This window comes from Dermatophilaceae bacterium Soc4.6, from assembly GCA_039889245.1.
Classification (GTDB): Bacteria; Actinomycetota; Actinomycetes; order Actinomycetales; family Dermatophilaceae; genus Lapillicoccus.
Map to the genome: position 1 here is coordinate 852,050 of JAZGVH010000002.1, position 23,878 is coordinate 875,927.

A 23,878-nucleotide genomic window follows, 5' to 3' on the forward strand; every position below is an offset into this window, starting at 1 on the left:
GCCTTTCTACCCCCGGAGGGGGGGCTCGCCCGGGGTGGACCCGGAGTCGAGACGGATGAGCAGGGCGACGGGCAGGGCGCCGACGACGTCGACGGCTGGGACCTCACCGGACGACTCGACCTGCGTGCCCGACAGGAGGTCGCGCCACACCCCGGTGGGCAGCCCGACACTGACACCTTGCCACGCGGGGCCCTCGGGCAGCGACCCGGCCAGGCGCGTGGCGACGGCGACCACGCGGGTCCGCCCCTCGTCGCCGCGGCCGACCGCGACCAGGTGCGACGACCCGGTGGCGACCGGCGACCAGCCTGCGCCGGCGCCGACGAACCACTCGGGGTGGTCGCGCCGCAGCCGCAGGGCCCGCGAGGTGACGAGCAGCTTCTCGTCCGAGAGGTCGGCCGGTGCGCCGCCCGCGTCGAGCCGACCCAGACGGGCGGCGCGGTCGGCGAAGTCGACCTCGCGGCGGTTGTCGGGGTCGACGAGCGACAGGTCGACGAGCTCGGTGCCCTGGTAGACGTCGGGGACCCCGGGCAGCACCAGCTGGAGCAGCTTCTGGCCCAGCGTGGTGGCCCGCACCAGGTCTGCGGTCGCGGTCAGCCACGACTCGACGTGGGCCCGCAGTGCGGGGTCGGCCACGACACCCGTGACGAACGCGGCCACGGCCGCCTCATAGGGCCCGTCGACCTCCGTCCAGGTCGTGTGGGCCTTTGCCTCGCGGATCGCCTTCTGCGCGTAAGCCTGGAGTCGGTCCTCGCTCAGCGGCCAGGCCCCCACGAGGGTCTGCCACAGGAGGTACTCGGTGGCCCCGTCGAGCAGGTCGTCCCGCCAGGGTCGGGCCAGCTCCTGCGCCTCACGCAGCCAGGTCTGCCACTCCATCGGGCGCTCGGACAGGGCGCTCAGCCGGGCGCGCACGTCCTCCGACCGCTTCGTGTCGTGGGTCGACAGGGTCGTCATCGTCGCGGGCCAGGACCGCGCGGCGACGTCGACGAAGGCGAAGAGCTCATCCGGCGTGACCGCGAAGTGGTCGGGGTCGCCGCCCACCTCGTTGAGGCCGATGAGGCGGTGCCACCGGTAGAACGCGGTGTCCTCGATGCCCTTGGCCATCACCGGACCGCAGGTCTGCTGGAAGCGCACGACGACGTCGGCGAGGGCGGCCGGGTCCGTGCCCTCGGGCGCGTCGCCCAGCACCACGGCGGTGACCCGGGCCAGCGCCTCGTGGTCAGCGGCCACCAGCGTCTCGCGGGCCCGGTCGGAGCAGGCCGTCACCACCTCGACGGCCTCGGTGTCGGCGGGCTCGCCCGGGACCACGTAGGCGCGGTAGCGGTCCATCTCGACCAGCAGCGCCTCGACGACCCGCTGCAGCCCGGCGGCATCGACGTCGGGCAGCACGGCGTGCAGGCCCCGCACGAGACGGCGCACCTCGGCGACGAGGGCTCCCTGCACGATCTCCTGCTTGGCCCGGTGGACGGTCTCGGGCAGGGTCACCCGGCTGCCGCTCACCAGGGCCAGGAGGTCGGTCAGCGGCTCCTCCCCTGCGGGGTCGACGAAGAGCGCACCGAGCCGCCAGAGCAGGTCGTAGCCGGTGGTGCCGGCGCAGGGCCAGTCTGCGGGCAGCTGCTCCGCCCCCTCGAGGATCTTCTCGACGACGACCCACCGGCCGTCGACGAGCCGCTCGAGGTCGCGCAGGTAGCCCCGCGGGTCGGCGAGCCCGTCGGGGTGGTCGATGCGCAGGCCGTCGACGGCGCCGCTGGAGACCAGCTCGCCGAGCAGGGCATGGGTGGCCTCGAAGACGTCTGGCACCTCGACCCGCACCCCGATGAGGGTGGTCACGTCGAAGAAGCGCCGGTAGTTGAGGTCGGAGCCGCCCTCCCGCCAGTGCGCGAGGCGCCAGTGCTGCGCCTCGACCAGCTCGGCCAGCGGCAGGTCGGCGGTCCCCTCCCGCACGGGCAGCTCGTGCTCGTAGTAGCGCACCACCGTCTGGTCGCCGGTCGGGCCACCGTCGGGGACGAGCTCGAGGTCGCCGGCGGTGAGCACCTGCTCGAGGGTGTCGCCGAGCACGAGCACCATCAGCCGCCCGCCCTGCGCCACCCAGTCGACGTCGAACCAGTGCGCGTAAGCGGCCTGCTCACCATCGCGCAGCACGTCCCACAGCGGCGCGTTGCGCCACTCCGGCGTCGGCACCGCCATGTGGTTGGGGACCACGTCGACGACCAGCCGGACCCCGGCCGCGTGCAGCGCGACGACCATCGCGTCGAACGCCTCCCGACCACCGGCCTCGGGGTTGAGGAAGGCGTGGTCGAGCACGTCGTAGCCGTGCTGCGACCCGGTGACGGGGGTCAGCACGGGCGACAGGTAGGCGTGCGTGACCCCCAGGGCCGCCAGGTGCCCGGCCTGCGCCGCGACGTCGGCGAAGCCGAACTCCGGGCGGACCTGGAAGCGGTAGGTCGAGACGGGCGTCACCGGCGTGACGGGTGCCCCAGCGGTCACGCGACGACCCGCGGGCAGCGCAGGACCATGATGCTGCGGGCCTGCACGTCGAACTGGCTTCCGGCGTCGAGCTCGGTCGCAGCGACGACCGCCGCGGCGGCGTTGGCGGGCGCGTTGGCGACGGGTGCCGCGGCGACACCCGCGGTGCCGTCACCCTGGGTCGTGGCCTCGTCGGAGCCGGCCGTGTCGATCTCGAGGAACCACTCGGCGCCGTAGGCCTCCTCGGGCAGGGTGAAGCTGATGGTCTCGTGGTGGGCGTTGAAGACGACGAGGAAGGAGTCGTCGACGATCGTCTGGCCGCGGCGGTCGAGCTCGGGGATGGCATCGCCGTTGAGGAAGACCATCAGCGACCGGGCGAAGCCGTCGCTCCACGCAGCCTCGTCCATGTGCTTGCCGTTGGGCATGAACCACGCGACGTCACCGAGCGCGCTCTCGCCCCCGTGGTCGGCACTGCCGGCGAAGAACCGCCGGCGCTTGAAGACGGGGTGGTCGTGACGCATCCGCAGCACGCGCTGGGCGAAGGTGAGCAGCTCGGTGCCGCTCTCGTCGAGGTCCCAGTCGACCCAGGAGATCTCGTCGTCCTGGCAGTAGGCGTTGTTGTTGCCGCCCTGGGTGCGGCCGAGCTCGTCGCCGTGGGCGACCATCGGCACGCCCTGCGAGAGGGCGAGCGTCGTCCAGAAGTTGCGGGACTGCTGCAGCCGCAGGGCCGTGACGGCGGGGTCGTCGGTCGGGCCCTCGACGCCGCAGTTCCACGAGCCGTTGTTGTTGTCGCCGTCGTTGTTGTCCTCACCGTTGGCCTCGTTGTGCTTCTCGTTGTAGGACACGAGGTCGCGCAGGGTGAAGCCGTCGTGGGCGACGGTGAAGTTGATCGAGGCGATCGGCTTGCGGCCGGAGTGCTCGTAGAGGTCGGAGGACCCCGTGAAGCGGGAGGCGAACTCGCCCAGGGTGGCGGCCTCGCCGCGCCAGAAGTCGCGCACGGTGTCGCGGTACTTGCCGTTCCACTCGGTCCACAGCGGGGGGAAGTTGCCCACCTGGTAGCCACCGTCGCCGACGTCCCAGGGCTCGGCGATGAGCTTGACCTGGCTGACCACCGGGTCCTGCTGCACGAGGTCGAAGAAGGCCGACAGCTTGTCGACCTCGTGGAACTGCCGGGCGAGGGTGGCCGCGAGGTCGAAGCGGAAGCCGTCGACGTGCATCTCGGTCACCCAGTAGCGCAGCGAGTCCATGATCAGCTGGAGGACGTGCGGGTGCCGCATGAGCAGGGAGTTGCCGGTGCCGGTCGTGTCGTAGTAGTGCGCCTTGTCGTCCTCGACGAGGCGGTAGTACGCGTTGTTGTCGATGCCGCGGAAGGCCAGCGTCGGGCCGAGGTGGTTGCCCTCCGCGGTGTGGTTGTAGACGACATCGAGGATGACCTCGATGTTGGCCTCGTGCAGCGCCTTGACCATGCCCTTGAACTCGGTGACCTGCTGCCCCCGGGTGCCGTAGGCCGCGTAGTCGTTGTGGGGGGCGAAGAAGCCGATGGTGTTGTATCCCCAGTAGTTGCGCAGGCCCTTGTCGAGCAGCCCGAAGTCCTGGACGAACTGGTGCACCGGCATGAGCTCGATCGCCGTCACGCCGAGCGACTGGAGGTGCGCGATCGTCGCCGGGTGGGCGATGCCGGCATACGTGCCGCGGATGTCCTCGGGGATCTCGGGGTGCAGCTGCGTCAGGCCCTTGACGTGCGCCTCGTAGATCACGCTCTCGTGGTACTCGTGGCCCGGCTGGCGGTCCTGGCCCCAGTCGAAGAAGGGGTTGGTGACGACCGACATCAGGGTGTGACCGAGGCTGTCTGAGGTCTCGAGCTCGGAGTCGATGCCGGCGTCCTCGACCCCGAACTCGTAGGAGAACAGCGACTGGTCGCCGTCCATCTCGCCGTCGATCGCCTTGGCGTAGGGGTCGAGCAGCAGCTTGGCCGGGTTGCACCGGTGGCCGTTCTCGGGGTCGTAGGGGCCGTGCACCCGGAAGCCGTAGCGCTGGCCCGGCTGCAGACCGGGCACGAAGCCGTGCCAGACGAAGCCGTCGGTCTCGGGCAGCGCGACGCGGGTCTCCTCGCCCTCGTCGTCGACGAGGCAGAGCTCGACCAGGTCGGCGACCTCGGAGAACAGGGCGAAGTTCACGCCGGTGCCGTCGAAGGTGGCGCCGAGGGGATAGGCGATTCCGGGCCAGATCTGCATGGGTCCTCTTCGGTCGTGGGGGGGTGAGGGGGTCTGCGACGGCGGTGTCAGCGCCGCGCCAGACCGGACGACTCTGGCGCGGCCGTCAGTCATCCTAGGCGTGGCGCCGGTCACGCGTCACCACGGACGCCTCACCCCTACCCGGATCGCGGGTTCGTCTCACCCCCGTGCGGCAAGGGCGGCGAGCAGGGTGTCGGCCGCGGCATACGGGTCGGTCGTGCCGTCGACCAGCCGCTCGGCCAGGGTCACGAGACCCGAGCCGGACCGCAGGTCGCCGATGCGGGCCCGCAGGGCCCCGAGCGCTAGGGCCTCGACCTCGTCGGCCGCCCGCAGCACGCGACGACGGCGCAGCTCGCCCCCCTCCACCAGCCACGAGTGGTGGGTGTCGAGGGCGCCCAGCAGGTCGTCGACCCCCTCCGCCCGCGATGCGACGCACCGCACGACCGGCGGCCGCCACCGGCCGGGCTGGCCGGGCTCGCTCGGCTCGCGGTCGTCGCTGAGGGCGACCATGTGCCGCAGGTCGCGCACCGCCGCCGAGGCGCCCTCCCGGTCGGCCTTGTTGACGACGAAGACATCACCGATCTCGAGGATGCCCGCCTTGGCCGCCTGGATGCCGTCGCCCATGCCCGGCGCGAGCAGGACCACCGTGGTGTCGGCGAGGGCCGCGACCTGCACCTCCGACTGCCCCACCCCGACCGTCTCGACCAGCACGACGTCGCAGCCGGCGACGTCGAGCACCCGCAGGGCCTGGGGCGTCGACCGCGAGAGACCACCGAGGTGGCCGCGCGAGGCCATCGAGCGCAGGTAGACCCCCCGGTCGGTGGCGTGCTCCTCCATCCGGATGCGGTCGCCCAGCAGCGCCCCGCCAGAGAAGGGCGATGACGGGTCCACGGCCAGGACCCCGACCGTCTGCCCGCGGGCGCGCAGGGCCCGGACCAGGGCGTTGGTGGTGGTCGACTTGCCGACGCCCGGGGCACCGGTGAGCCCGACCACCCGCGCCCGACCCGTGTGGGGCGCCAGCGCGGCCATCACCTCACGCAGCACCGGGTGGTCGTCCTCGACGAGCGAGATCAGCCGGGCGACGGCCCGGGGGGAGCCCTCGCGGGCCGCGGAGACCAGAGCGGTCACGTCGACGGCGCGGGGCGCGCGGGCGGTCATGCTCGGGCCTGCCTAGGAGGGTCGGAGAAGCAGAGGTCGGGCCGGTGAGTGGGTGGCTGAGGTGGTGGTGGGAAGCGTAGCGGTGCACCCCGTCGCCGCCGTCAGGGGGACACAGCCCGACCTGCTGCAGCTCGAGCCCGACCTGTCAGCCGCGACGCCCTCCGGCGCCGGTGACCTGCCCGCCTTCCGCAGCCAGGCCCGTTTCCCCGTCGACCTGGCGCTCTCCGCCGACGGCTCTCGCGCCTCCGTCACCACCCAGGGCCAGGGGGTGGTGACGGTCAGCGGCCTGATGCCCTGACTGCCCTGACTGCTCTGAGGCCCTGCGGCTCAGGCGCTAGCGGGCACCCGCACGATGAGCGCGACACCCTGGCCTCCGCCACCACAGAGGGCGGCCGCTCCCGTGCCACCCCCGCGACGGCGCAGCTCCAGGGCGAGGTGGAGCACGACGCGAGCGCCCGACATGCCGATCGGGTGACCGACCGCGAGGGCCCCGCCGTTGACGTTGACCTTGTCGGCGTCGACGCCGAGCAGCTTGGTCGAGGCGAGCCCGACGGCGGCGAAGGCCTCGTTGATCTCGATGAGGTCGAGGTCCGCGGGCTCGATGCCCTCCCTCGCACAGGCCGCCTTGATCGCGTTCGCGGGCTGCGCCTGCAGCGTGGAGTCGGGGCCGGCGACGTTGCCGTGGGCGCCGATCTCGGCGAGCCAGGTGAGTCCGAGCTCCTGCGCCTTCGACTTCTTCATGACGACGACGGCCGCGGCGCCGTCGGAGATCTGCGAGGCCGAGCCCGCCGTGATGGTGCCGTCCTTCGCGAAGGCCGGACGCAGGCGTCCCAGCGTCTCGACGGTGGTGTCGGCGCGCACGCCCTCGTCGGCCTTGAACTCCAGCGGCTCGCCCTTGCGCTGCGGGACGGAGACGGCGACGACCTCGTCGTCGAAGAGCCCGTCCTTCCAGCCCTTGGCGGCGAGCTCGTGCGAGCGGGCGGCGAACGCGTCCTGCTCCGCACGGGAGAAGGCCAGGTCACCGGTGTTGGCCTGCTCGGTGAGCGCACCCATCGGCTGGTCGGTGAGGGAGTCCCACAGGCCGTCGGCCGCCATGTGGTCCTTCATCGTCACGTCGCCGTACTTGTGTCCCTCACGGGACTTCGGCAGCAGGTGGGGGGCGTTGGTCATCGACTCCTGGCCGCCGGCCACGACGACCTCGCACTCGCCCGCACGGATCAGCTGGTCGGCCAGCGCGATCGCGTCGAGGCCCGAGAGGCAGACCTTGTTGATCGTGAGGGCCGGCACCGTGAGCGGGATGCCGGCCTTGGTGGCGGCCTGGCGGGCCGGGATCTGCCCCGCACCGGCCTGGAGCACCTGGCCCATGATGACGTAGTCGACCTGGTCGGGGCTCACGCCCGACTTCTCGAGCGCGCCCTTGATGGCGAACCCGCCGAGGTCGGCCCCGGAGAACTCCTTGAGCGAGCCGAGCAGGCGGCCCATCCCGGTGCGCGCTCCCGCGACGATGACGGTCGGGTCGGTGGTCATGATGAGGGTGCCTCCACAGATCGACGTCCGCCGTGGTCGCCGGACTTTTCCGTCTCCGACTGTAACGGCGGCGTCGGCCTGCACCGGCCTCACGAGGTGGTGGCGCTGGCCACACGACACGCGGTACACCTGACTTATGGCAACCGGCACCGGCACCCGCGACGACCCCTGGCAGCTGACGACGGCACCCGGGTCGTCCGCCTACTCGATGTGGCGCGACGACGAGGCCGACCCGCCGACCCTGGTCTGCCAGGTCGGCTCGACCACCCTGCGGTATGCCGCGCGCGCCGTCGACGACCTCGCGGCCTGGCTGCGTGAGCAGGGCGACTGGGTCGACCTCGGAGCGGCCGACGAGACGAAGCCGGCAGCGCCGGGGTCGGTGGAGGCGTTCGGTCGGGCCGACGACAACCCGGTCGGTGGCTGGTACGGCCTGCGCAAGGGCTACCGAGGGCGCTTCGGGATGTACCTGCCGCCGCTCCTCGAGGCCCTGGGGCTGGCCGAGCTCACCCACGAGAAGCGAGGCAACCGAGTCAAGGCGTCATAGGGCGCTGTCGGACGGTCCTCCGATGTCGAGGTCCTGGGGCGTGGCTGCCTGCCTTCTGCGGATCAGCCGAATGGACACGTGTACGGCGCTCAGCACCACCTGAGGTGACACGTGCCTGTAGCCCGACCTACGCGCCAACCAGTTGACTTGAATCTTGAGGAACACCGTTGTTGTTCATCCGTGAGGGCGCACACGTGCTCGCTCGGGCGCCCCCTAGTCGGACCGATCGAGAGGTACTCACCGTGTCTCGTTCCGCACAGTTCTGCCGTTTGTCCATCGATCACCGGGAGGCCTGACGTGTCCGGCGCCGGTCCGGAGCTGAAGAAGGCCCTCAACCAGCGACAGCTGACGATGATCGCCATGGGCGGGGTGATCGGGGCGGGACTGTTCGTCGGGTCGGGCACGGTCATCCACGACACCGGCCCCGGCGCATTCCTCACGTACGCCATGTGCGGAGTGCTCATCATCCTGGTGATGCGGATGCTGGCCGAGATGGCCGTGGCCAATCCCTCCACCGGCTCGTTCGCCGACTACGCGCGCGAGGCCCTCGGCGACTGGGCCGGCTTCTCCGTCGGATGGTTGTACTGGTACTTCTGGGTCATCGTCGTCGGCTTCGAGGCGGTCGCGGGAGCGAAGGTCGCCAACTTCTGGCTGCCCAGCGTGCCCACGTGGGTACTGAGCCTCTTCCTCATGCTCCTCATGACCGGCACCAACCTCATCTCGGTCTCGTCGTTCGGTGAGTTCGAGTTCTGGTTTGCCGGAATCAAGGTCGGCGCCATCGTCGTGTTCCTCATCTGCGGCGCGCTGTTCGTCTTCGGGATCTGGCCCAATGCGAACCTCGACTTCAGCAACCTCACCTCGAGGGGCGGCTTCTTCCCCAACGGCGGGCTGGCGGTCACCGCAGGAGTCGTGACCGTCATCTTCTCGATGGTCGGCGCCGAGATCGCCACGATCGCCGCCGCCGAGTCCGACAACCCCGAGCGGGCCGTCTCCAAGGCCGCCAACTCGGTCATCACCCGCATCGCGATCTTCTTCGTCGGCTCGATCTTCCTGCTCTCGGTCATCCTGCCGTGGAACTCCAGCACCCTGCAGGCGTCACCGTACGTCGCGGCGTTCGCCGAGATGGGCATCCCGTACGCCGACCAGGTGATGAACGCCGTCGTCCTCACGGCCGTCCTCTCGTGCCTGAACTCCGGCCTCTACACCGCCTCCCGGATGCTCTTCGTCCTCGCCGCCCGTCGCGAGGCTCCGGCATCGATGGTGTCGGTCAGCTCGCGTGGAGTGCCGGTCATCGCCATCCTGGCCTCGTCGGTCGTCGGGTTCCTCGCGGTGATCATGGCGGCTATCTCGCCCACCACCGTGTTCTCCTTCCTGCTCAACTCCTCCGGTGCCGTCATCCTCTTCGTCTACCTGCTGATCGCCATCTCCCAGATCATCCTGCGCTACCGGGTCGACGAGTCGACGCTCAAGGTGAAGATGTGGTGGTTCCCCGCACTGTCGGTGATCACGGCCCTGAGCATCGTCCTCGTGCTGGTCCAGATGGGACTGACCGCCGACGTGCGGATCCAGCTGGTGCTGAGCCTCGCGTCATTCGCGGTGGTCATCATCTTGTTCTTCATCAACAAGGCCCGGATCGCCCGTCTACCCGAGCGGGTGACGCCGACCCAGACCGGTGAGGCCCATCGTGTGCTCGTCCTGGCCAACCAGACCCTGGAGGCCGACGAGCTGATGCGCGAGCTGACTCGGATCGACTCGTCCGGCAAGGCGACGTACTTCGTCTGTGTCCCGGCGAGCCCGGTGGAGACCGGTACCGCGTGGACCCACGGCGCGGTATCCGTTCGGGATGCGACGGCCGAGGCCGCGCGAGGCCGGTTGGACCGGACCCTCGCGGCGCTGACGGCGCACCGGCTCGACGCCTCCGGCGCTCTCGGCGACCTCCGGCCGCTGCGCGCTCTACAGACAGCGGTCGAGCAGTTCCACCCCGACCAGATCGTCATCGTGACGCTCCCCGCCTCGGACTCGGTGTGGCAGCGGTTCGAGGTCGTCGACCGCGCGGGTGAGCTCGGTGTGCCGGTGACCCACATCGAGGCCGCCTCCCTCGTGGCGCCGGTGTGATCCATGACTGTCGTCGTCGCCTACACGGCACAGGACAGCGCCAGGTCGGCCCTCGAGCTGGCCAGCGTGCTGTCGCGTTCCACGGGGGAGCCGCTGGTCGTCGCCGTCGTCGTGGCGACGCCCCACACCTCGGGCGGCGCGGACTTCGTCGACGGTGACTACCTCGGTCCGCTCACGGAGTGGGGGCAGTCCGTCCTCGAGGAGGCCAGGAGCAGTCTTGCGCCCGACATCGAGGCGACGTTCGAGGTGCGTCACGCTTCTTCCATCCCCGGCGGCTTGCTGGAGCTCGCCGCCGAGATCGACGCGTCCGCCATGGTGCTCGGCTCGTCGAGCAAGGGATCCCTCGGCCGGATCTCGCTCGGCAGCGTCACCAACCGGCTCGTGCACATGGCCTCGCTACCGGTGCTGCTCGCCCCACGCGGCTATCGCCCTGGACCGACCTCACGCATCCGGCGGGTCAACATCGGCTTCGGAGGACCGACGGGTGGGACGCACGTGGCCCTGGTGGGAGCGCGGCTGGCCAACCTCCTCGGTGCCGAACTGCGGGCGGTGTCGTTCGCGGTCCGCCCCCCCAAGAGGCTCTACGGGAGCGTCGAGGAGTCGGCCGACGACCTCGTCGTCGACAGGTGGGTGAGCCGCACGAGGGAAGGCCTCCTGGCCCAGGTGGGAGCCATGGACACCGGACTGGCTGACCGACTCGCCACCTCGCTCGTCGTGGGCGAGGGCGTCTCCTGGGGCAAGGCGATCTGGGATGTGGACTGGAGCGACGGAGACCTGCTCGTCGTCGGTCCGAGCTCGTCGGCCCCGGCCGCTCGACTCTTCCTCGGCTCGCGGGCCTCGAAGATCCTTCGGTCGGCGCCCGTTCCGGTCTTCATGGCGCCCGCCCCCCGCGCCGGCTGAATGCCCGCCGCACCACCCGAGGGCTCAGCTTCGCGGCGACGACGCGGGTAGCGAGGTCGACGTCGTTGACCTGCTCCCCGACATCAACAGGTGCCTGGCGCCTGACGTCTCTCCGATCGGGGTCGTGGCGGCTCAGCGGCCCACGAGGGCGCGCACGAAGAAGCTCAGGTTGGCGGGGCGCTCGGCCAGCCGCCGCACGAAGTACGGATACCAGGCGGAGCCGTACGGGATGTAGATGCGCACCCGGTAGCCCTCACGCGCGAGCTGTTCCTGGAGATCGCGACGGACGCCGTAGAGCATCTGGATCTCGAAGTCCCCCTTCCCCTTGCCCTCCCGCTGAGCGGCTGCCCGCACGTAGTCGATGAGGGCACTGTCGTGGGTGCCGAATGCCGGATCGCCGCCGTTCACCATGAGCCAGTCCGTGAAGAGCTTGAACTGGGCGTTCACGCCCCGCCTGTCACGCTCGGCGGCGTCGATCGGCTCGTCGTAGGCACCCTTGACGAGGCGCACTCGCGGCGTGATGTCGGCGAGGGCATGGAAGTCGCTCGAGGTGCGGCGCAACATCGCCTGCATGGCTACTCGAGTCGAGGGATTGCGTGCGACAGCGTGTCGGAAGAGGACCAGCGTGTCGGAGACCAGCGTGTGGTCCTCCATGTCGATCTCGACGGGGACTCCGAGCTCGCTGGAACGACTCAGGATCTGGTTCAGGTTGTCCTGGCAGGCCGCCCGATCGACGCTCTGGCCCAGCTGGGTGAGCTTGACGGAGATCTCCCCGTCCAAGCCACTCTCGGCGATCGCCTCGAGCGCGGCGAGGTACTCCGCGGTGGCCTCCGTCGCCCCGGCCGCATCGGTGACACCTTCGCCGACGAGGTCGAGCAGTGCGCTGATCCCGAGGGCCTGGAGGTCGATCGCTGCCGCCACCGCCTCCTGGAGCTGCTCCCCCGCGATGAACCGATGCGCGGGCTTGCTGAGGATCGGGTTCTGGGTGACCAGCCGCTCGAGCACGGAGCTCCCTGCGGCCCGCGACAACGCACGCGTCAGCACTCGCATCTCCCTGTTCGTCGACTGTGGAGCTTCCGCAGCTGCGAAGCACACTTCCTGGGGGCATCGCGCAGTCAATTCTTCGCGCGCACGCTCGCGGATCAGTCAACCCATCAGCGCCCCGACTTGACCACAGACACATGTCACCTCTTGAGGGGTGAAGAGTCATACACTTGCCTAGTCGTCGTGAAGTGTTCAGCGACACCCAGAGGCAGGTGGCCATGAGACCCGAGCTGCAAGAGATCGCCGACGAGGCGTCCCGAATTCTGCGCGGCGACGTCACGATCGAGGATCGCGACTTCAACCTCGTCGCCTTCGGCACCCAGCACCTGGACGTGGACGTGGTGCGTCAGTCCTCCATCCTCCAGCGCCGCTCAGCCCCCGAGGTCCGCGACTGGTTCGAGAGCTTCGGCATCACCACCAGCGCAGTGCCCGTGCGGACGCCGACTGACCCCGACCGGGTCGTTCGGTCCCGGCTGTGCCTGCCCATCCGGTGGCGGGGGGTCACCTACGGCTACATCTGGTCGCTCGACGAGGAGACGGACCGCGACGACCCCGACGACCCCGCCGTCGCCCGCGCGATGCAGCTGGCCGAGCACGCCGGCGCCTACCTTGCCCAGCTGTCGCGCCAGCACGAGGACAACGCCTCCGCGGTCATCGACGTCCTCTCATCCGACACGGATACCGTGGGCCTCGCGGCGATCCGGATCGCCGACCGGGGCTTGATCGCCCGACGCGTCCCGATGGTCGCCGTGGTCATCGGCGCCTGGGGTGCGCCGCTGCCCAGCGCAGTGTCACCCAACCTGCTCGCTCTGCCCCGGCACGTGCTGGCCGACACCGGGCCGGACAGTACGACCCTGCTGCTGCCGGCCCGTGACAGCGCCGGACGCGACGCGGCCCAGGACGTGGCTGCGCTGGTCCTGGACCTGTACGCAGGGGAGCTCCCCCCGGACTGGGGTGGTCAGCTGGTCGCCGGGATCGGCGATCCGCGGCCGGACATCGACCAGGCACGCGGCAGCTGGCTGGAGGCCCGGCTGGCGGCGCGCGTCGCGGCAGCCCAGGCCTCGACCCGACCGATCGCGCGCTGGGAGGACCTGGGGTTCTACCGGTTGCTCGCCGCCGCGCCAGACTCCGAGCTGGCAAACCTCCTGCTCGACCCACCGGTGCGGAGGCTGCTCGACCAGCCGGATCCCACCCTGGCCGACACCGTCCTTGCCTACCTGGATCGCGCGGGGAACGTCGCCCAGACCGCCGCAGACCTGCACATCCATCGGCAAACCCTCTACAACAGGCTCGCCAAGGCGGAGAAGCTGACCACCTTGGACCTCCAGGAGGGACGAGACCGGCTCCGGCTGCACATGGGCCTGCTGCTCGCCCCACTGGTGGCAGCGGACGACCGCCCTCCCGATGAGGACGTGGTCCACACCAGGACCACACCCACGGCTCGTGGGCCACGCTCTCGCTCGTGCGGCTAACCTCAGGCGCATGGCCGACTTCCCGCACCTCTTCACCGCCATCGACCACGTCGGGGTCGCCGTCCCCGACCTCGACCAGGCCATCGCGTTCTACCGCGACACCTACGGCATGCACCTCGTGCACGAGGAGGTCAACGAGGAGCAGGGCGTGCGTGAGGCGATGATGGCGGTCGGCGACTCCGGCTCGTGCGTGCAGCTGCTCGCGCCGCTGACCCCGGAGTCGACGATCGCGAAGTTCCTCGACCGCAGCGGCCCCGGCATCCAGCAGGTCGCCTATCGCGTGGAGGACGTCGAAGCGGCCTCGGCCGTCCTGCGCGGGCGCGGGTTGCGCCTGCTCTACGACACCGCACGACGCGGCACCTCCGGCAGCTCGGTCAACTTCATCCACCCCAAGGACGCCGGCGGCGTCCTCGTCGAGCTGGTGCAGCCGTCCCGGGCCGCCCACTAGCCCCCCCCAGCACGTCGCCTTGGTGCGCCAGTAGTGCCCGGATCAGTCCCCGCGGGGCCTGATCCGGGCACATCCGGAGCACGGAGTGGACGGATGGAGGGGTCAGGCGGGCTCGGCAGCCAGGTCGGCCTCGACGCCGTGGAGCTCGTCGTCCGCCTGCAGCGGGTCCACGTCGCCGCGGGTGTGCACCACGACGAACCAGGTCGCGGCCGCCACGACCACCCCGGCGAAGGCGAAGGGCAGCGAGGTGTAGGGAGCGGCGGGGATCGGGAAGACGTTGCGGTAGAGCACGTAGAGCATCCCCAGGGTGGCGATGGCGCCGACGACGTAGGCGGCGGTGGCCGGCTCGCTGCGACGCATCAGGAACAGGCCGAGACCAGCAGTGACCAGGATGTAGGCCACCATGTAGCCGTAGGTGCCGATGGTGCCGGCGAGGGCGAAGAGCAGGATCGGCTCCATCCCGAAGATCGTGGCGACGACCCCGAGCACCCCGAGCAGTCCAGCGAGGGTGAGGATCGCCACGTGCGGGGTGCGGTGGTCGACGTGGGTGCCACCGACCACGCGAGGCAGCAGACCCCGTGAGCCCATCGAGTGCAGCAGTCGGCTCGCCGCGTTCAGCGAGCCGGTGATGCAGGCGAAGAACGAGGCCACCGCGCCGAGGTCGACGACGTAGCCGAGGGCGTGGACACCGGCTCCGTCGGCGAGCGTGTTGAAGGGGGCCGCATCGACCGCCAGGGCCTCGCCGCTGCCCAGCCCGACGAGCTGGGCGTAGCCCGACAGCAGGTAGAGAAGGCCGACGATCACGACGCTGCCGATGACGGCCCGCGGGATGGTGCGCTGCGGGTTGCTGGCCTCGGTGCCCATGTTGGCGGCCGACTCGAAGCCGACGTAGCCGAGGATCGCGAGCACCATGCCGCCGGCGACGCCGCTTGCGCTCAGCTCGGGCGGCGACAGCGGAGCGGACGAGAACCCCGAGGTGGCGAGCACCGCGACGATGACCGCGAGGATGCACAGCACCGAGAGCACCTCGAGGACGACGCCGATGCGGGTCGAGATCTGCACACCGCGCACCATGGAGAAGGAGGCCAGCGCCATCGCGACGACCATGACGACCACGCTCACCCCGATGCTGGTCGCTCCCGGCACCTTGACCAGGTCGAGGAGCGGCTGCGTGTACAGCACCAGACCACCCAGGCTGGCCAGACCGATCATCACGTAGCCGAAGGCTAGGCAGATCGCCCCGACGAAGCCGGCGAACGGGCCCAGGGCCCGGTGGATGTAGGACAGCAGCGTGGTGCCCGTGCCCCTGCGCTTGGCGAACTGGGCGATGCACCAGCCGACCATCAGCAGGATGATCGTGGAGAAGACGTAGGAGTAGAGGAGCGAGCTGCCGGCGTTGAGCGCGACGAGCGCCGGCCCCGTGGCCATGACGGCGCTGGGAGCGATGCCGGCGACTGACTGGGAGAGCACCTCGAAGGGGCTCATGCTCGCTTTCGCGAGCCCGGTCGAAGGAGGGGCAGCGGTGGAGGTGGCCATGTGGAGTCCTTGTGTCTCAGGGGGGTTCGAGAGGGAGACGATCGATGACGCGGTCAGTGACCGCAGTGGCAGGACGCCGGGTCGCAGTGGCAGGCCACCGCTTCCGGTGCGACGTCGAGCATCGGGTTGCCGTCGAAGAAGCCGAAGGGCTTCAGGTGCATCGAGACCTTGGCGACGGGCATGACGGGCCAGTCCTCCGGTCGCACCACGTGGTGGGCGCCGATCGTGTACCAGAGCACCAGGTCGGCATCGACGAGCGGGCGGTCGCCCGCGGTGTACTTCTCGAGACCGTCGATGCCCGGGTTCTGCGCGACGTAGTCGCCGGCGGCATACCGCTGCATGGGGTCGTAGGGCGTGGCCCAGATCTGCTTCTCGGCGAAGCCGCCGCGGTTGGCCTGCTCGGACCCGGGCTGCCAGAGCGGCTGGGTCCAGGCGCCGGGCTCGATCTTGTAGGCCGGGCGGGTGCCCAGTGCGGTCGTGGTGTCGGCGCTGGCGACCAGCCAGGCCCGACCGGTGAGGGGACTCGGCAGGCGCTGCGCCTTGGCCTCGCTGTCGAGGTGGGTCTTGACGACCTTCCACGCGTTGCCGTGCGGGTTGGTCGGGCCCGCGGGCTCGGAGACCGAGTCGACCTCGAAGAGGTTGTTCCGGTCGCCGTCGACGCGCATGTCGAGCCGCACACTGAAGTAGTGCTCGTGGTTCGGCGCCATCAGACCCGGCGCCACCAGGGTGCCGAAGACCGGGTCCTCCCCCACCGGCAGCGCACCAGTGGAGAGCACCCCGGTGAGCTTGATCTCGAACTCGATCGAGCCGTCGAGGTAGAGGTTCCAGTAGAACCCGTACTCGTAGTTGCCCACGGTCGCGATGAAGGAGACGACGAGTCGGCGGTTGCGCCGCACCTCGACGCGCTCGGTGCGGAAGTCGGTGTGCTTCCAGCCGATCGAGGCATCCTCCTCGTGCATGCAGATGGCGTTGCCGATCGTCGTCGGCAGGCCGTCCTGGTCGTTGACGACGCCGTCGAAGTAGTGGATCTCGCCGAGGCAGTCGCAGCCGAGGGTGAGCGGGTTGGCCAGCCAGCCGAGTCCGTACTCGCCCTCGTCGAAGACGTTCTTGTTCCAGTGGGTCGGGCGCGGGTCGCCGTACGGCACATACATCTCGGCCAGCGAGGCGCGGTAGAGGACCGGACGCTCGGTGCCCTTGTCGACGTAGCGGATGTCGTTCAGCACCAGGCCTTCTCGAGGCGTGAAGCCGATGTGGAAGAGCCAGTTGGCCCACTCGACGCTGTGACCGTCGACGGTGAAGGAGGGACCCTGCTCCTGCGTGATGGCGATCGGCTTCATCGGCGCGCGGGTCTTCGTGAACGACGGCACGTTGTCGGCCGCCGTGAGCAGCTCGGGGAAGTAGTTGCCCGACTGCGGTGGCAGCGCCACCGCGCCGTGGTCGACGACGTCGATGACGGTCATGGTGTCGAGGTCGACGGTGACGACGAGGCCCTCGACCGGGCGGGCGTAGCCGTTGTCCTCGGCGCTGGTGCGCACGAAGGACAGAGGCCGGGCGAGGCGCCGCAGGGACGGGTCGTCCTCGGGCCCGGTGTAGCCCGAGGCCCAGGGGTCGATCATCGCCAGGGAGAAATCCTCGACGCCGCGCAGGCGCATGGCCGCCTGCCAGCGAAGGTCGGCGCGCACCGTCTCCTCGCAGGCCATGAACTCCTCGAACATCATCGGTGGCTGGACACCGTCGACCTGGCGCCAGCTGACGACCTCGCCGCGCGTGAGCGAGACGACGGTCTCGTAGGTCGTGCGCAGGGCGCGGTCGCGCAGCAGGCAGGCCGCCTGCCGGTCCCACGGCTCGCCCGGGGCCCAGGCGAGCACCTCGACCTTCGGCGGCTCAGCCGTCTCGACGTAGACGAAGCGCACCTCCGGGGTCCAGCGGTCGTGCGCCTTGACGAGGGCTCCGGCCCGCTCGACCTCGTCGGTCGTCAGCGGGTCGAGCGGGTGCAGGGTCGTCGCCGACCCGGTCATCGGTGACGGGTCGGGGCCGTCGTCGATGAGGACGGGGTTGTCGTCGAGCGTGGTCATGGTGCTCCTCCAGGTGGTGCGGGTGGCTTGGGGGGTTGAGGTCAGGGGGCGAGGGGCTGCAGCGACGACGCCGTCGTCGGAGCCAGCTCCTCCATCCGGGCTCCGAGGGCGAGGCCGCGCAGGTCGGGCAGCCGCACGAGGTACTCCTCCGCGACGAGCAGGGCGATGATCCGGTAGGCCGTCGCCGGCGCCATGCCGAGCTCGCTCGAGACCTGCTTGACCGTGACCCCCGGACCGAGCCGGGCCACCGCCGCCAGCACCGAGAGCGCGCTGCGCACGGCCTGGGGCTGCCTGCCGCCGAAGCGTCCCTCGTCGATCACGCGGCATCGCCCACCCGGTGCGGGCCGCGGTGGCTGGGGTGCAGGTCGCTGAGCACCGGCTCGTCGTAGAACCCGATCCGTGCGGTCAGGTCGGGGTCGCGACGGGTGCGGCGCCGGTGCCGTCCGAGCGAGACGGCGATCGCGAGCGTGACGACGAGCGGTGGGAGCAGGGTGGAGGGGGTGTCGCGCCCGGCGGGCAGCGTCACCCCGACCAGGAGGACTCCGAGGACGACCGCACCGAGGAGGCCGGCTGCGCCACGACCGGCCACGGGCTCGCCGAGACGGCGCAGGAAGACGGGCAGCGCGAGGCAGACGAGCACGTAGGCGACGACGTAGCCGACGGTGCTGACCGTGAGCAGCAGCGTGAAGGCTGCCCGGGCGTCGAGACCCCCGAGCACCAGGGCGACGGGCACGGCGACGACGGCTGCCATCGACGCGAGGATCGCGTTGTGCGGCGTGTGGCTGCGCGGGTGCGTCACGCCGAGGGGTGCCTCGTCCGAGCGCTCGCGGGCCATCGCGAAGAGCAGCCGGGCCAGCGCCGTGGCCGATCCGGCGGCGCAGGCGAATCCCGAGCAGGCGACGGCGACGTCGAGCACCGCCGCCGCCCAAGGCAGCTGCGCGGTGGTGGCGAGCTCGACCATCGGCTGGTCCTGCGCGCCGAGGTCCGATCCGAAGGCCAGCAGCTGGGCGAGCGCCGCCAGGAGGTAGAGCCCACTGACCACGGCCACGGTGCGACCGACCACCCGGGGGATCGTCACGAGCGGCCGTCGGGCCTCACCACCCAGGGCGGCGGCGCTCTCGAAGCCGATGAAGGATGCCAGCGCCAGACCGGCGCCGTGCAGCAGGCCGGTGAGGTCGCCCCCGGTGCCGCGCAGCATGTCCGCCAGCACCGTCCCGACGGGAGCCGTGGGGGTCGGGGAGCCACCGACCGGTGGCAGTCCGGTGCGGGCACCGGCCAGCAGGGTCACGAGGGCAGCCACGACGCCACCGACCACGAGCACGACCGCCACACCCTCGACCCCGAGGGCGACCCGCGACGAGGTCCCGATGCCGCGCACCAGGCAGGCGGTGAGGACCAGCCCGACCAGGACCACGGCCGTGACGGTGAGGGCACCACCCGGGTGCGGCGCCACCCGCCCGCTGCGGGCGCCGAGCGCCAGGAGGTACCACGCCGTCAGCACCGTGGTGGCCATGGAGAGCACCGCGTAGCCCACGGCGAGCGCCGACCCGGCGACGACCCCCGGGAGCGGCCCCAGCCCCTGCGCGACGTAGGTGTACAGCGAGCCGGGGGCGGCGAGCCGGGCCGAGAAGGCGCGCACGACGAGGGTGAGCAGCGCGACCGCGACGATCGCGACGCCGTACGCCCAGAGCGTGGCCCCACCGGCGGAGGCGGCGACGAGGGCGGGGGTGGAGGCGATGGCGGCCGTGGGTGCGGTGACCGAGACCGACTGGGCCAGCACCTCGACCTCGCCGAGCGAGCGGCGGCGCAACCCGGCCAGCGGCGAGACGGTGCGCACCGGGTGCCTCACGGGATGCCTCACAGCCGCGTCCGGGGATCGACGACGGCCACCAGGGACACAGGGGATGCGGCGACGCTCCGGGTGGGTGCGGGTCCGCGATGCCAGGCACCGGCCAGGAGCGACACCGCGACCGTCGCGAGCAGACCGGCCAGCGCAGCCGTCACGAGCGCTGCGACGCCCTCGTCGAGGATCACCACACCCGCCAGGGCGCTACCCATGAGCGGCGAGAGCGCTGCGAGCGCCACGAGCCCCGTGGCGGTGCCGCGAGGGGTGCCGGACCGCCGCAGCGCGGTGGCCAGGGCGAACCCCTCGGCGATCCGGTGCAGCCCGACCACGCCGGCGACCGTCAGGGCCGCGGCCTCCCCCAGACCGAGACCGATCCCCACGACGAGGCCCTCGGTAGCGCCGTGGGTGGCGAGTGCGGTGGCGGCAACCCGGCCGGTGGCGCCGGAGCAGCAGCCGACCGCCCGCCCGGCAGCCCCTCGACGGCCGAGCACGACCGCCCCGACGGCCGTCCCCGCGGCCATCGCGGCGACGACCAGCACAACCCCACCCGCGAGGTCGGAGGACCCACCGTCGTGCAGGGCGTCGGGCACCAGGTCGCCCACCACGACCGCTAGGAGCAGCGCCCCGGCGAACGAGGGGGCGAATCGGCCCGCGCCGGCACCGAGCCCGGCCGCGAGCACACCCACCGGGATAGCGGTGACCATCAGCAGGAGCAGCATGACCACACCGTAGGAACGCCGTCTGCGTCCTCGTGTGATGCGCAGGTAAACACTGGGGCACCCCAAGCGGGAATGCCGTCGAAACACCAGCAAACGGACAGTTGTCCGGACGGTCCTGTCCTCGGTCGCCACCCACTCCTATGATCGGGCTGTGTCGCTGGCGCGCCGTGATCTCCTCGTGGCCCTGGGCGGGACCGCTGCCGGCACCATCGCCGGCCTCGGCTCCGACCGGGCGGTGGAGGCTGCCCGGGACCGGGTCCCCCTCCCCTTCTACGGCTCTGCCGTCTCTGCGGTGCGCCCCGACCAGTCACGCCCGAGCACGACCCACGGGGCCGTGGTGTGGTCCGGACCCCGCGGCGGAGCCGGTCGACGGCTCGCCCTGACCTTCGACGACGGACCCGATCCGGCGTGGACCCCCCGGGTGCTGGCGGCGCTCGCCCGGCACGACGCGGTCGCCACCTTCTTCGTGCGCGGTGACCACCTGACCGCTCACCCGCAGGTCCACGCCGGCTCGGTCTCGGCCGGGCACGAGCTGGGCAACCACAGCTGGGACCACCCCGACCTCGGCCGCCTCACCCTCTCCGAGGTCGCCGACCAGCTGGCCCGCACCGGCGCGGCGATCGAGCACCTGACCGGCCGTCGCCCCACCCTGGTGCGCCCCCCCTACGGCCATCTCGCCGGCAGTACCGTGCTGGCCGCCGCCGAGGCCGGTCTGACCACCGTCCTGTGGAGCACGCAGGCGCACGAGGACCGCTTCACCGCCCACCCCGAGGGGGTGGTCGGTGACATCCGGGCCGGCGTCGCCCCGGGCGACATCCTGCTGGCCCACGACAGCGGGTCCGCCGACCGGGTGATCACCATCGACCACCTCGACGAGATCCTCGGCGGCCTGCTCGACGACGGCTACGCGCTGGTGACGGTCTCGCAGCTGCTGGCCCCACCAGCTGCGACGACCGGTTCCTGAGCGTCCCGGCGCGTCCCGGAGCGTCCCGGGGGCCGTCGGGATCCCCCCGTGAGCCACGTCACCGGTGACGGGAGTCTCAGGTGCTCGGGCCGTTGTTGACTCGTCAGTAGGTTCGTCGACAAGCAGCCGGAGCCCCGGCCGACGATCGACTGCCGCCCCGACGTGGAGGAGACAACCGACCATGGACCACATCCGCGACGCCATCATGTCCGGCGACCGCACCCCGGAGGCCTTCAGTGCGCTGACGGTTCCCGAGACCTACCGGGGCGTCACCGTCCACAAGGACGAGGCCCGGATGTTCGAGGGCATGACCACGCGCGACAAGGACCCGCGCACGTCCCTGCACCTCGACGAGGTGCCCGTGCCGGAGCTCGCACCCGGGGAGGCGCTCGTCGCGGTGATGGCCAGCGCCATCAACTACAACACCGTGTGGACCTCGATCTTCGAGCCGGTCTCGACCTTCGGGTTCCTCGAGCGCTACGGCCGCATGTCGCCCGACGCCAAGCGGCACGACCTCCCCTACCACGTCGTCGGCTCCGACCTCGCCGGCGTCGTGCTGCGCACGGGGCCGGGCGTCCACCTGTGGAAGCCGGGCCAGGAGGTCGTCGCCCACTGCCTCTCGGTCGAGCTGGAGAGCGCTGACGGCCACAACGACACGATGATGGACCCCGAGCAGCGCATCTGGGGCTTCGAGACCAACTTCGGCGGGCTCGCCGAGCTGGCCGTCGTCAAGACCAACCAGCTGATGCCGAAGCCCGCGCACCTGACCTGGGAGGAGGCGGCCTCTCCGGGCCTCGTCAACAGCACGGCGTACCGGCAGCTGGTCTCGCGCAACGGCGCGGGGATGAAGCTCGGCGACACCGTGCTCATCTGGGGCGCCAGCGGCGGACTGGGCTCCTACGCGACCCAGATGGCGCTGGCCGGCGGAGCCACCCCCGTCTGCGTCGTCTCGTCGCCCGAGAAGGCCGAGATCTGCCGCCGGATGGGCGCCGAGCTGGTCATCGACCGCAGTGCGAAGACCGGTGAGGGCTATGCGTTCTGGAAGGACGAGACCACCCAGGACCCGAAGGAGTGGAAGCGCTTCGGGTCGAGGATCCGCGAGCTCACCGGCGGCAAGGACATCGACATCGTCTTCGAGCACCCCGGTCGCGAGACCTTCGGGGCGAGCGTCTACGTCACCCGCAAGGGCGGCACCATCTCGACGTGCGCCTCGACCTCGGGCTACATGCACGAGTACGACAACCGCTACCTCTGGATGAGCCTCAAGCGCATCATCGGGTCGCACTTCGCCAACTACCGCGAGGCGTGGGAGGCCAACGACCTGATCAAGCGCGGGCTCATCCACCCGACCCTCAGCCGCAGCTACCGGATGGAGGACGTCGGCCAGGCCGCCTACGACGTGCAGCACAACCTCCACCAGGGCAAGGTCGGCGTGCTCACCCTCGCCCCCGAGGAGGGGCTGGGCGTCACGGACCCGGCCAAGCGCGAGTCCCTGCTGCCGCAGATCAACCGCTTCCGCAACGTCTGAGGCCCGCCGCGACACCTCCCGAGCGATCAGGTGAGCGTCGGCTAGGTTGGGACGGTGTCCGAGCAGCCCCCTCGCCCCGCGGGCGCGACGGACGACGAGGACCCCCCATCGGTGGCCCCGTCGGCCGACGTCGGCCCCGCAGAGACCTCATCACCGACCGTCGAGCCCGACACCGCTGACTCGGAACCCACCTCCGACGAGCAGACCTCGCCCTCGCCCCGGCGGGGTGAGCGCCGCAGATTCGGGGAGGCTGGTCACCCGCTCAACCACCAGTCCCCGTTCTACGTCGGCTTCGTCGGCGCCATCGGGGTGCTCGTGGCCTACGAGCTGCTCCGGGTCGTCGCCTCGCTCGGCACGGTCTTCACCCTCATCGCGGTCGCCTTCTTCCTCACGCTCTCGCTCAACCCGCTCGTCGAGGTGCTCGTGCGGCGCGGTGTGCGGCGCGGGCTCGGCGTGAGTGCGGTCTTCGCCCTCGTCGTGCTCGTCTTCGGGCTGATCGGGCTCCTGGTGGTCCCTCCGGTCAGCCAGCAGGCCACCGAGCTGGTGGCCCGCGCGCCCACGTTGGTCAACGACGTGCTCAACACGCAGTGGGTGCGCGACCTCGACCGCAACTACCAGGTCCTCAGCCGGCTGCAGACCGAGTTCAACGCCCGCATGACCGACAGCAGCTTCCTCACCCAGGTCGCCGGCGGTCTGCTGGGGGCGGGGCAGGTCGTCGCCTCGGGGATCTTCTCGTCGCTGACCGTGCTCGTGCTCACCCTCTACTTCCTGGCCAGCCTGCCGGCGTTGAAGCAGGCGGCGTATGCCGTCGTACCGGCCAGCCGGCGGCCGCGGGTGATCTCGCTGTCCGAGGAGATCATGCGGCGCGTCGGCTCCTACGCCATCAGCCAGGTCGCCGTGGCCGCCTTCAACGCCTTCTGCTCCTTCATCATGATGTCGCTCGTCCACATCCCGTATGCCGCGGTGCTGGCCGTCGGGGTCGGCGTGCTCGGGCTGGTGCCGATGATCGGCGCCAGCCTGGGCGCGAGCCTCGTCGCCTTCGTGGCGCTCTTCGACGACCCGACCAAGGCGGTCATCGCGCTCGCCTACTTCGTGGTCTACCAGCAGCTGGAGAACTATTTGCTGGCTCCGCGGATCATGCAGCGCACCGTGTCGGTGCCCGGCGCCGTGACCGTCGTGTCGGCCCTCGCCGGTGGCGCCCTGCTCGGGATGGTGGGTGCGCTCATCGCCATCCCGACGGCGGCCGGGCTGCTGCTGCTCTACGACGAGGTCCTCGTCCCGCGTCAGCGCCGCCACTGACCTCGT

General features: G+C 71.1%; 19 protein-coding genes. 9 read left to right on the forward strand and 10 right to left on the reverse strand.

All coding sequences use genetic code 11. The annotated features are described in order from the left end of the window. Positions 1 to 6 precede the first annotated feature (6 nt). The 3 genes from treY to meaB all read right to left on the reverse strand — a co-directional run bounded on the left by treY (position 7) and on the right by meaB (position 5,855). Positions 7 to 2,484: a malto-oligosyltrehalose synthase gene (gene treY / locus V3N99_04010; protein ID MEO3935906.1), complete on the reverse strand. Its 2,478-nt coding sequence runs from the start codon at positions 2,482 to 2,484 to the stop codon at positions 7 to 9. Continuing rightward, positions 2,481 to 4,697 (reverse strand): glycogen debranching protein GlgX, encoded by a 2,217-nt coding sequence (gene glgX, locus V3N99_04015; protein MEO3935907.1) that lies wholly within the window; start codon positions 4,695 to 4,697, stop codon positions 2,481 to 2,483. Before glgX ends, treY begins: the two co-directional genes overlap by 4 nt. Before the next feature lie 159 nt (positions 4,698 to 4,856). Continuing rightward, the gene (meaB, locus tag V3N99_04020) at positions 4,857 to 5,855 is read right to left on the reverse strand and encodes a methylmalonyl Co-A mutase-associated GTPase MeaB (protein ID MEO3935908.1); all 999 of its coding nucleotides are present in this window, start codon (positions 5,853 to 5,855) and stop codon (positions 4,857 to 4,859) included. Between the two features lie 82 nt (positions 5,856 to 5,937). Here meaB and V3N99_04025 point away from each other — a divergent pair, with 82 nt between their 5' ends. Continuing rightward, complete coding sequence (locus V3N99_04025) at positions 5,938 to 6,153, forward strand: hypothetical protein (protein MEO3935909.1); 216 nt, start codon at positions 5,938 to 5,940, stop codon at positions 6,151 to 6,153. A gap of 29 nt (positions 6,154 to 6,182) precedes the next feature. Here V3N99_04025 and V3N99_04030 read toward each other — a convergent pair whose 3' ends face one another. Then, positions 6,183 to 7,382 (reverse strand): acetyl-CoA C-acetyltransferase, encoded by a 1,200-nt coding sequence (locus tag V3N99_04030; GenBank protein MEO3935910.1) that lies wholly within the window; start codon positions 7,380 to 7,382, stop codon positions 6,183 to 6,185. Between the two features lie 136 nt (positions 7,383 to 7,518). On the opposite strand from V3N99_04030, the gene V3N99_04035 reads away from it, so the two are divergent. The 3 genes from V3N99_04035 to V3N99_04045 all read left to right on the forward strand — a co-directional run bounded on the left by V3N99_04035 (position 7,519) and on the right by V3N99_04045 (position 10,941). Next, entirely contained in the window at positions 7,519 to 7,926 is a 408-nt protein-coding gene (locus V3N99_04035; GenBank protein MEO3935911.1) for a hypothetical protein, read from the forward strand. A 297-nt stretch (positions 7,927 to 8,223) separates the two neighbouring features. Beyond that, positions 8,224 to 10,041 (forward strand): amino acid permease, encoded by a 1,818-nt coding sequence (locus V3N99_04040; GenBank protein ID MEO3935912.1) that lies wholly within the window; start codon positions 8,224 to 8,226, stop codon positions 10,039 to 10,041. Between the two features lie 3 nt (positions 10,042 to 10,044). Next, on the forward strand, positions 10,045 to 10,941 hold the full coding sequence (locus tag V3N99_04045; protein MEO3935913.1) for a universal stress protein: 897 nt from the start codon (positions 10,045 to 10,047) through the stop codon (positions 10,939 to 10,941). A gap of 132 nt (positions 10,942 to 11,073) precedes the next feature. On the opposite strand, the gene V3N99_04050 is transcribed toward V3N99_04045, so the two are convergent. Then, the gene (locus V3N99_04050; GenBank protein ID MEO3935914.1) at positions 11,074 to 11,985 is read right to left on the reverse strand and encodes a proline dehydrogenase family protein; all 912 of its coding nucleotides are present in this window, start codon (positions 11,983 to 11,985) and stop codon (positions 11,074 to 11,076) included. Positions 11,986 to 12,203: 218 nt separating this feature from the next. Here V3N99_04050 and V3N99_04055 point away from each other — a divergent pair, with 218 nt between their 5' ends. Further along, positions 12,204 to 13,457 carry a helix-turn-helix domain-containing protein gene (locus V3N99_04055; GenBank protein MEO3935915.1) on the forward strand — a complete coding sequence of 418 codons (1,254 nt, stop codon included), beginning with the start codon at positions 12,204 to 12,206 and terminating at the stop codon, positions 13,455 to 13,457. A gap of 10 nt (positions 13,458 to 13,467) precedes the next feature. Further along, positions 13,468 to 13,905 (forward strand): methylmalonyl-CoA epimerase, encoded by a 438-nt coding sequence (gene mce / locus V3N99_04060; GenBank protein MEO3935916.1) that lies wholly within the window; start codon positions 13,468 to 13,470, stop codon positions 13,903 to 13,905. Between the two features lie 102 nt (positions 13,906 to 14,007). Here mce and V3N99_04065 read toward each other — a convergent pair whose 3' ends face one another. From V3N99_04065 to V3N99_04085, 5 genes are read right to left on the reverse strand one after another with little or no spacing between them, the layout of a single operon-like run. Continuing rightward, a complete protein-coding gene (locus tag V3N99_04065; GenBank protein ID MEO3935917.1) occupies positions 14,008 to 15,441 on the reverse strand; it encodes an APC family permease in 1,434 nt (477 codons plus the stop codon). 53 nt (positions 15,442 to 15,494) lie between these two features. Continuing rightward, complete coding sequence (locus tag V3N99_04070) at positions 15,495 to 17,516, reverse strand: primary-amine oxidase (protein MEO3935918.1); 2,022 nt, start codon at positions 17,514 to 17,516, stop codon at positions 15,495 to 15,497. A 41-nt stretch (positions 17,517 to 17,557) separates the two neighbouring features. Further along, on the reverse strand, positions 17,558 to 17,836 hold the full coding sequence (locus tag V3N99_04075; GenBank protein ID MEO3935919.1) for a helix-turn-helix domain-containing protein: 279 nt from the start codon (positions 17,834 to 17,836) through the stop codon (positions 17,558 to 17,560). Next, positions 17,833 to 19,353: an APC family permease gene (locus tag V3N99_04080; GenBank protein ID MEO3935920.1), complete on the reverse strand. Its 1,521-nt coding sequence runs from the start codon at positions 19,351 to 19,353 to the stop codon at positions 17,833 to 17,835. The genes V3N99_04075 and V3N99_04080 overlap by 4 nt, the downstream gene beginning before the upstream one ends. Before the next feature lie 20 nt (positions 19,354 to 19,373). Next, positions 19,374 to 20,081 carry a hypothetical protein gene (locus V3N99_04085; protein ID MEO3935921.1) on the reverse strand — a complete coding sequence of 236 codons (708 nt, stop codon included), beginning with the start codon at positions 20,079 to 20,081 and terminating at the stop codon, positions 19,374 to 19,376. Positions 20,082 to 20,232: 151 nt separating this feature from the next. Between V3N99_04085 and V3N99_04090 the strand changes: the two genes are divergently transcribed. From V3N99_04090 to V3N99_04100, 3 genes are all read left to right on the forward strand, one after another. After that, positions 20,233 to 21,045, forward strand: coding sequence for a polysaccharide deacetylase family protein (locus V3N99_04090; GenBank protein MEO3935922.1), 813 nt, complete (start codon positions 20,233 to 20,235; stop codon positions 21,043 to 21,045). A 181-nt stretch (positions 21,046 to 21,226) separates the two neighbouring features. Further along, positions 21,227 to 22,573: a crotonyl-CoA carboxylase/reductase gene (ccrA, locus tag V3N99_04095; GenBank protein ID MEO3935923.1), complete on the forward strand. Its 1,347-nt coding sequence runs from the start codon at positions 21,227 to 21,229 to the stop codon at positions 22,571 to 22,573. Between the two features lie 54 nt (positions 22,574 to 22,627). Next, positions 22,628 to 23,872: an AI-2E family transporter gene (locus V3N99_04100; GenBank protein MEO3935924.1), complete on the forward strand. Its 1,245-nt coding sequence runs from the start codon at positions 22,628 to 22,630 to the stop codon at positions 23,870 to 23,872. Positions 23,873 to 23,878: the final 6 nt, after the last annotated feature.

What these genes read in the sequence shown, in the direction of transcription:
- glgX (MEO3935907.1), bottom strand. Translation starts at nt 4,697, where the DNA reads ATGCAGATCTGGCCCGGAATCGCCTATCCCCTCGGCGCCACCTTCGAC.
- meaB (MEO3935908.1), bottom strand. Translation starts at nt 5,855, where the DNA reads ATGACCGCCCGCGCGCCCCGCGCCGTCGACGTGACCGCTCTGGTCTCC.
- V3N99_04030 (MEO3935910.1), bottom strand. Translation starts at nt 7,382, where the DNA reads ATGACCACCGACCCGACCGTCATCGTCGCGGGAGCGCGCACCGGGATG.
- V3N99_04035 (MEO3935911.1), top strand. Translation starts at nt 7,519, where the DNA reads ATGGCAACCGGCACCGGCACCCGCGACGACCCCTGGCAGCTGACGACG.
- V3N99_04045 (MEO3935913.1), top strand. Translation starts at nt 10,045, where the DNA reads ATGACTGTCGTCGTCGCCTACACGGCACAGGACAGCGCCAGGTCGGCC.
- V3N99_04055 (MEO3935915.1), top strand. Translation starts at nt 12,204, where the DNA reads ATGAGACCCGAGCTGCAAGAGATCGCCGACGAGGCGTCCCGAATTCTG.
- mce (MEO3935916.1), top strand. Translation starts at nt 13,468, where the DNA reads ATGGCCGACTTCCCGCACCTCTTCACCGCCATCGACCACGTCGGGGTC.
- V3N99_04065 (MEO3935917.1), bottom strand. Translation starts at nt 15,441, where the DNA reads ATGGCCACCTCCACCGCTGCCCCTCCTTCGACCGGGCTCGCGAAAGCG.
- V3N99_04070 (MEO3935918.1), bottom strand. Translation starts at nt 17,516, where the DNA reads ATGACCACGCTCGACGACAACCCCGTCCTCATCGACGACGGCCCCGAC.
- V3N99_04085 (MEO3935921.1), bottom strand. Translation starts at nt 20,081, where the DNA reads ATGCTGCTCCTGCTGATGGTCACCGCTATCCCGGTGGGTGTGCTCGCG.
- ccrA (MEO3935923.1), top strand. Translation starts at nt 21,227, where the DNA reads ATGGACCACATCCGCGACGCCATCATGTCCGGCGACCGCACCCCGGAG.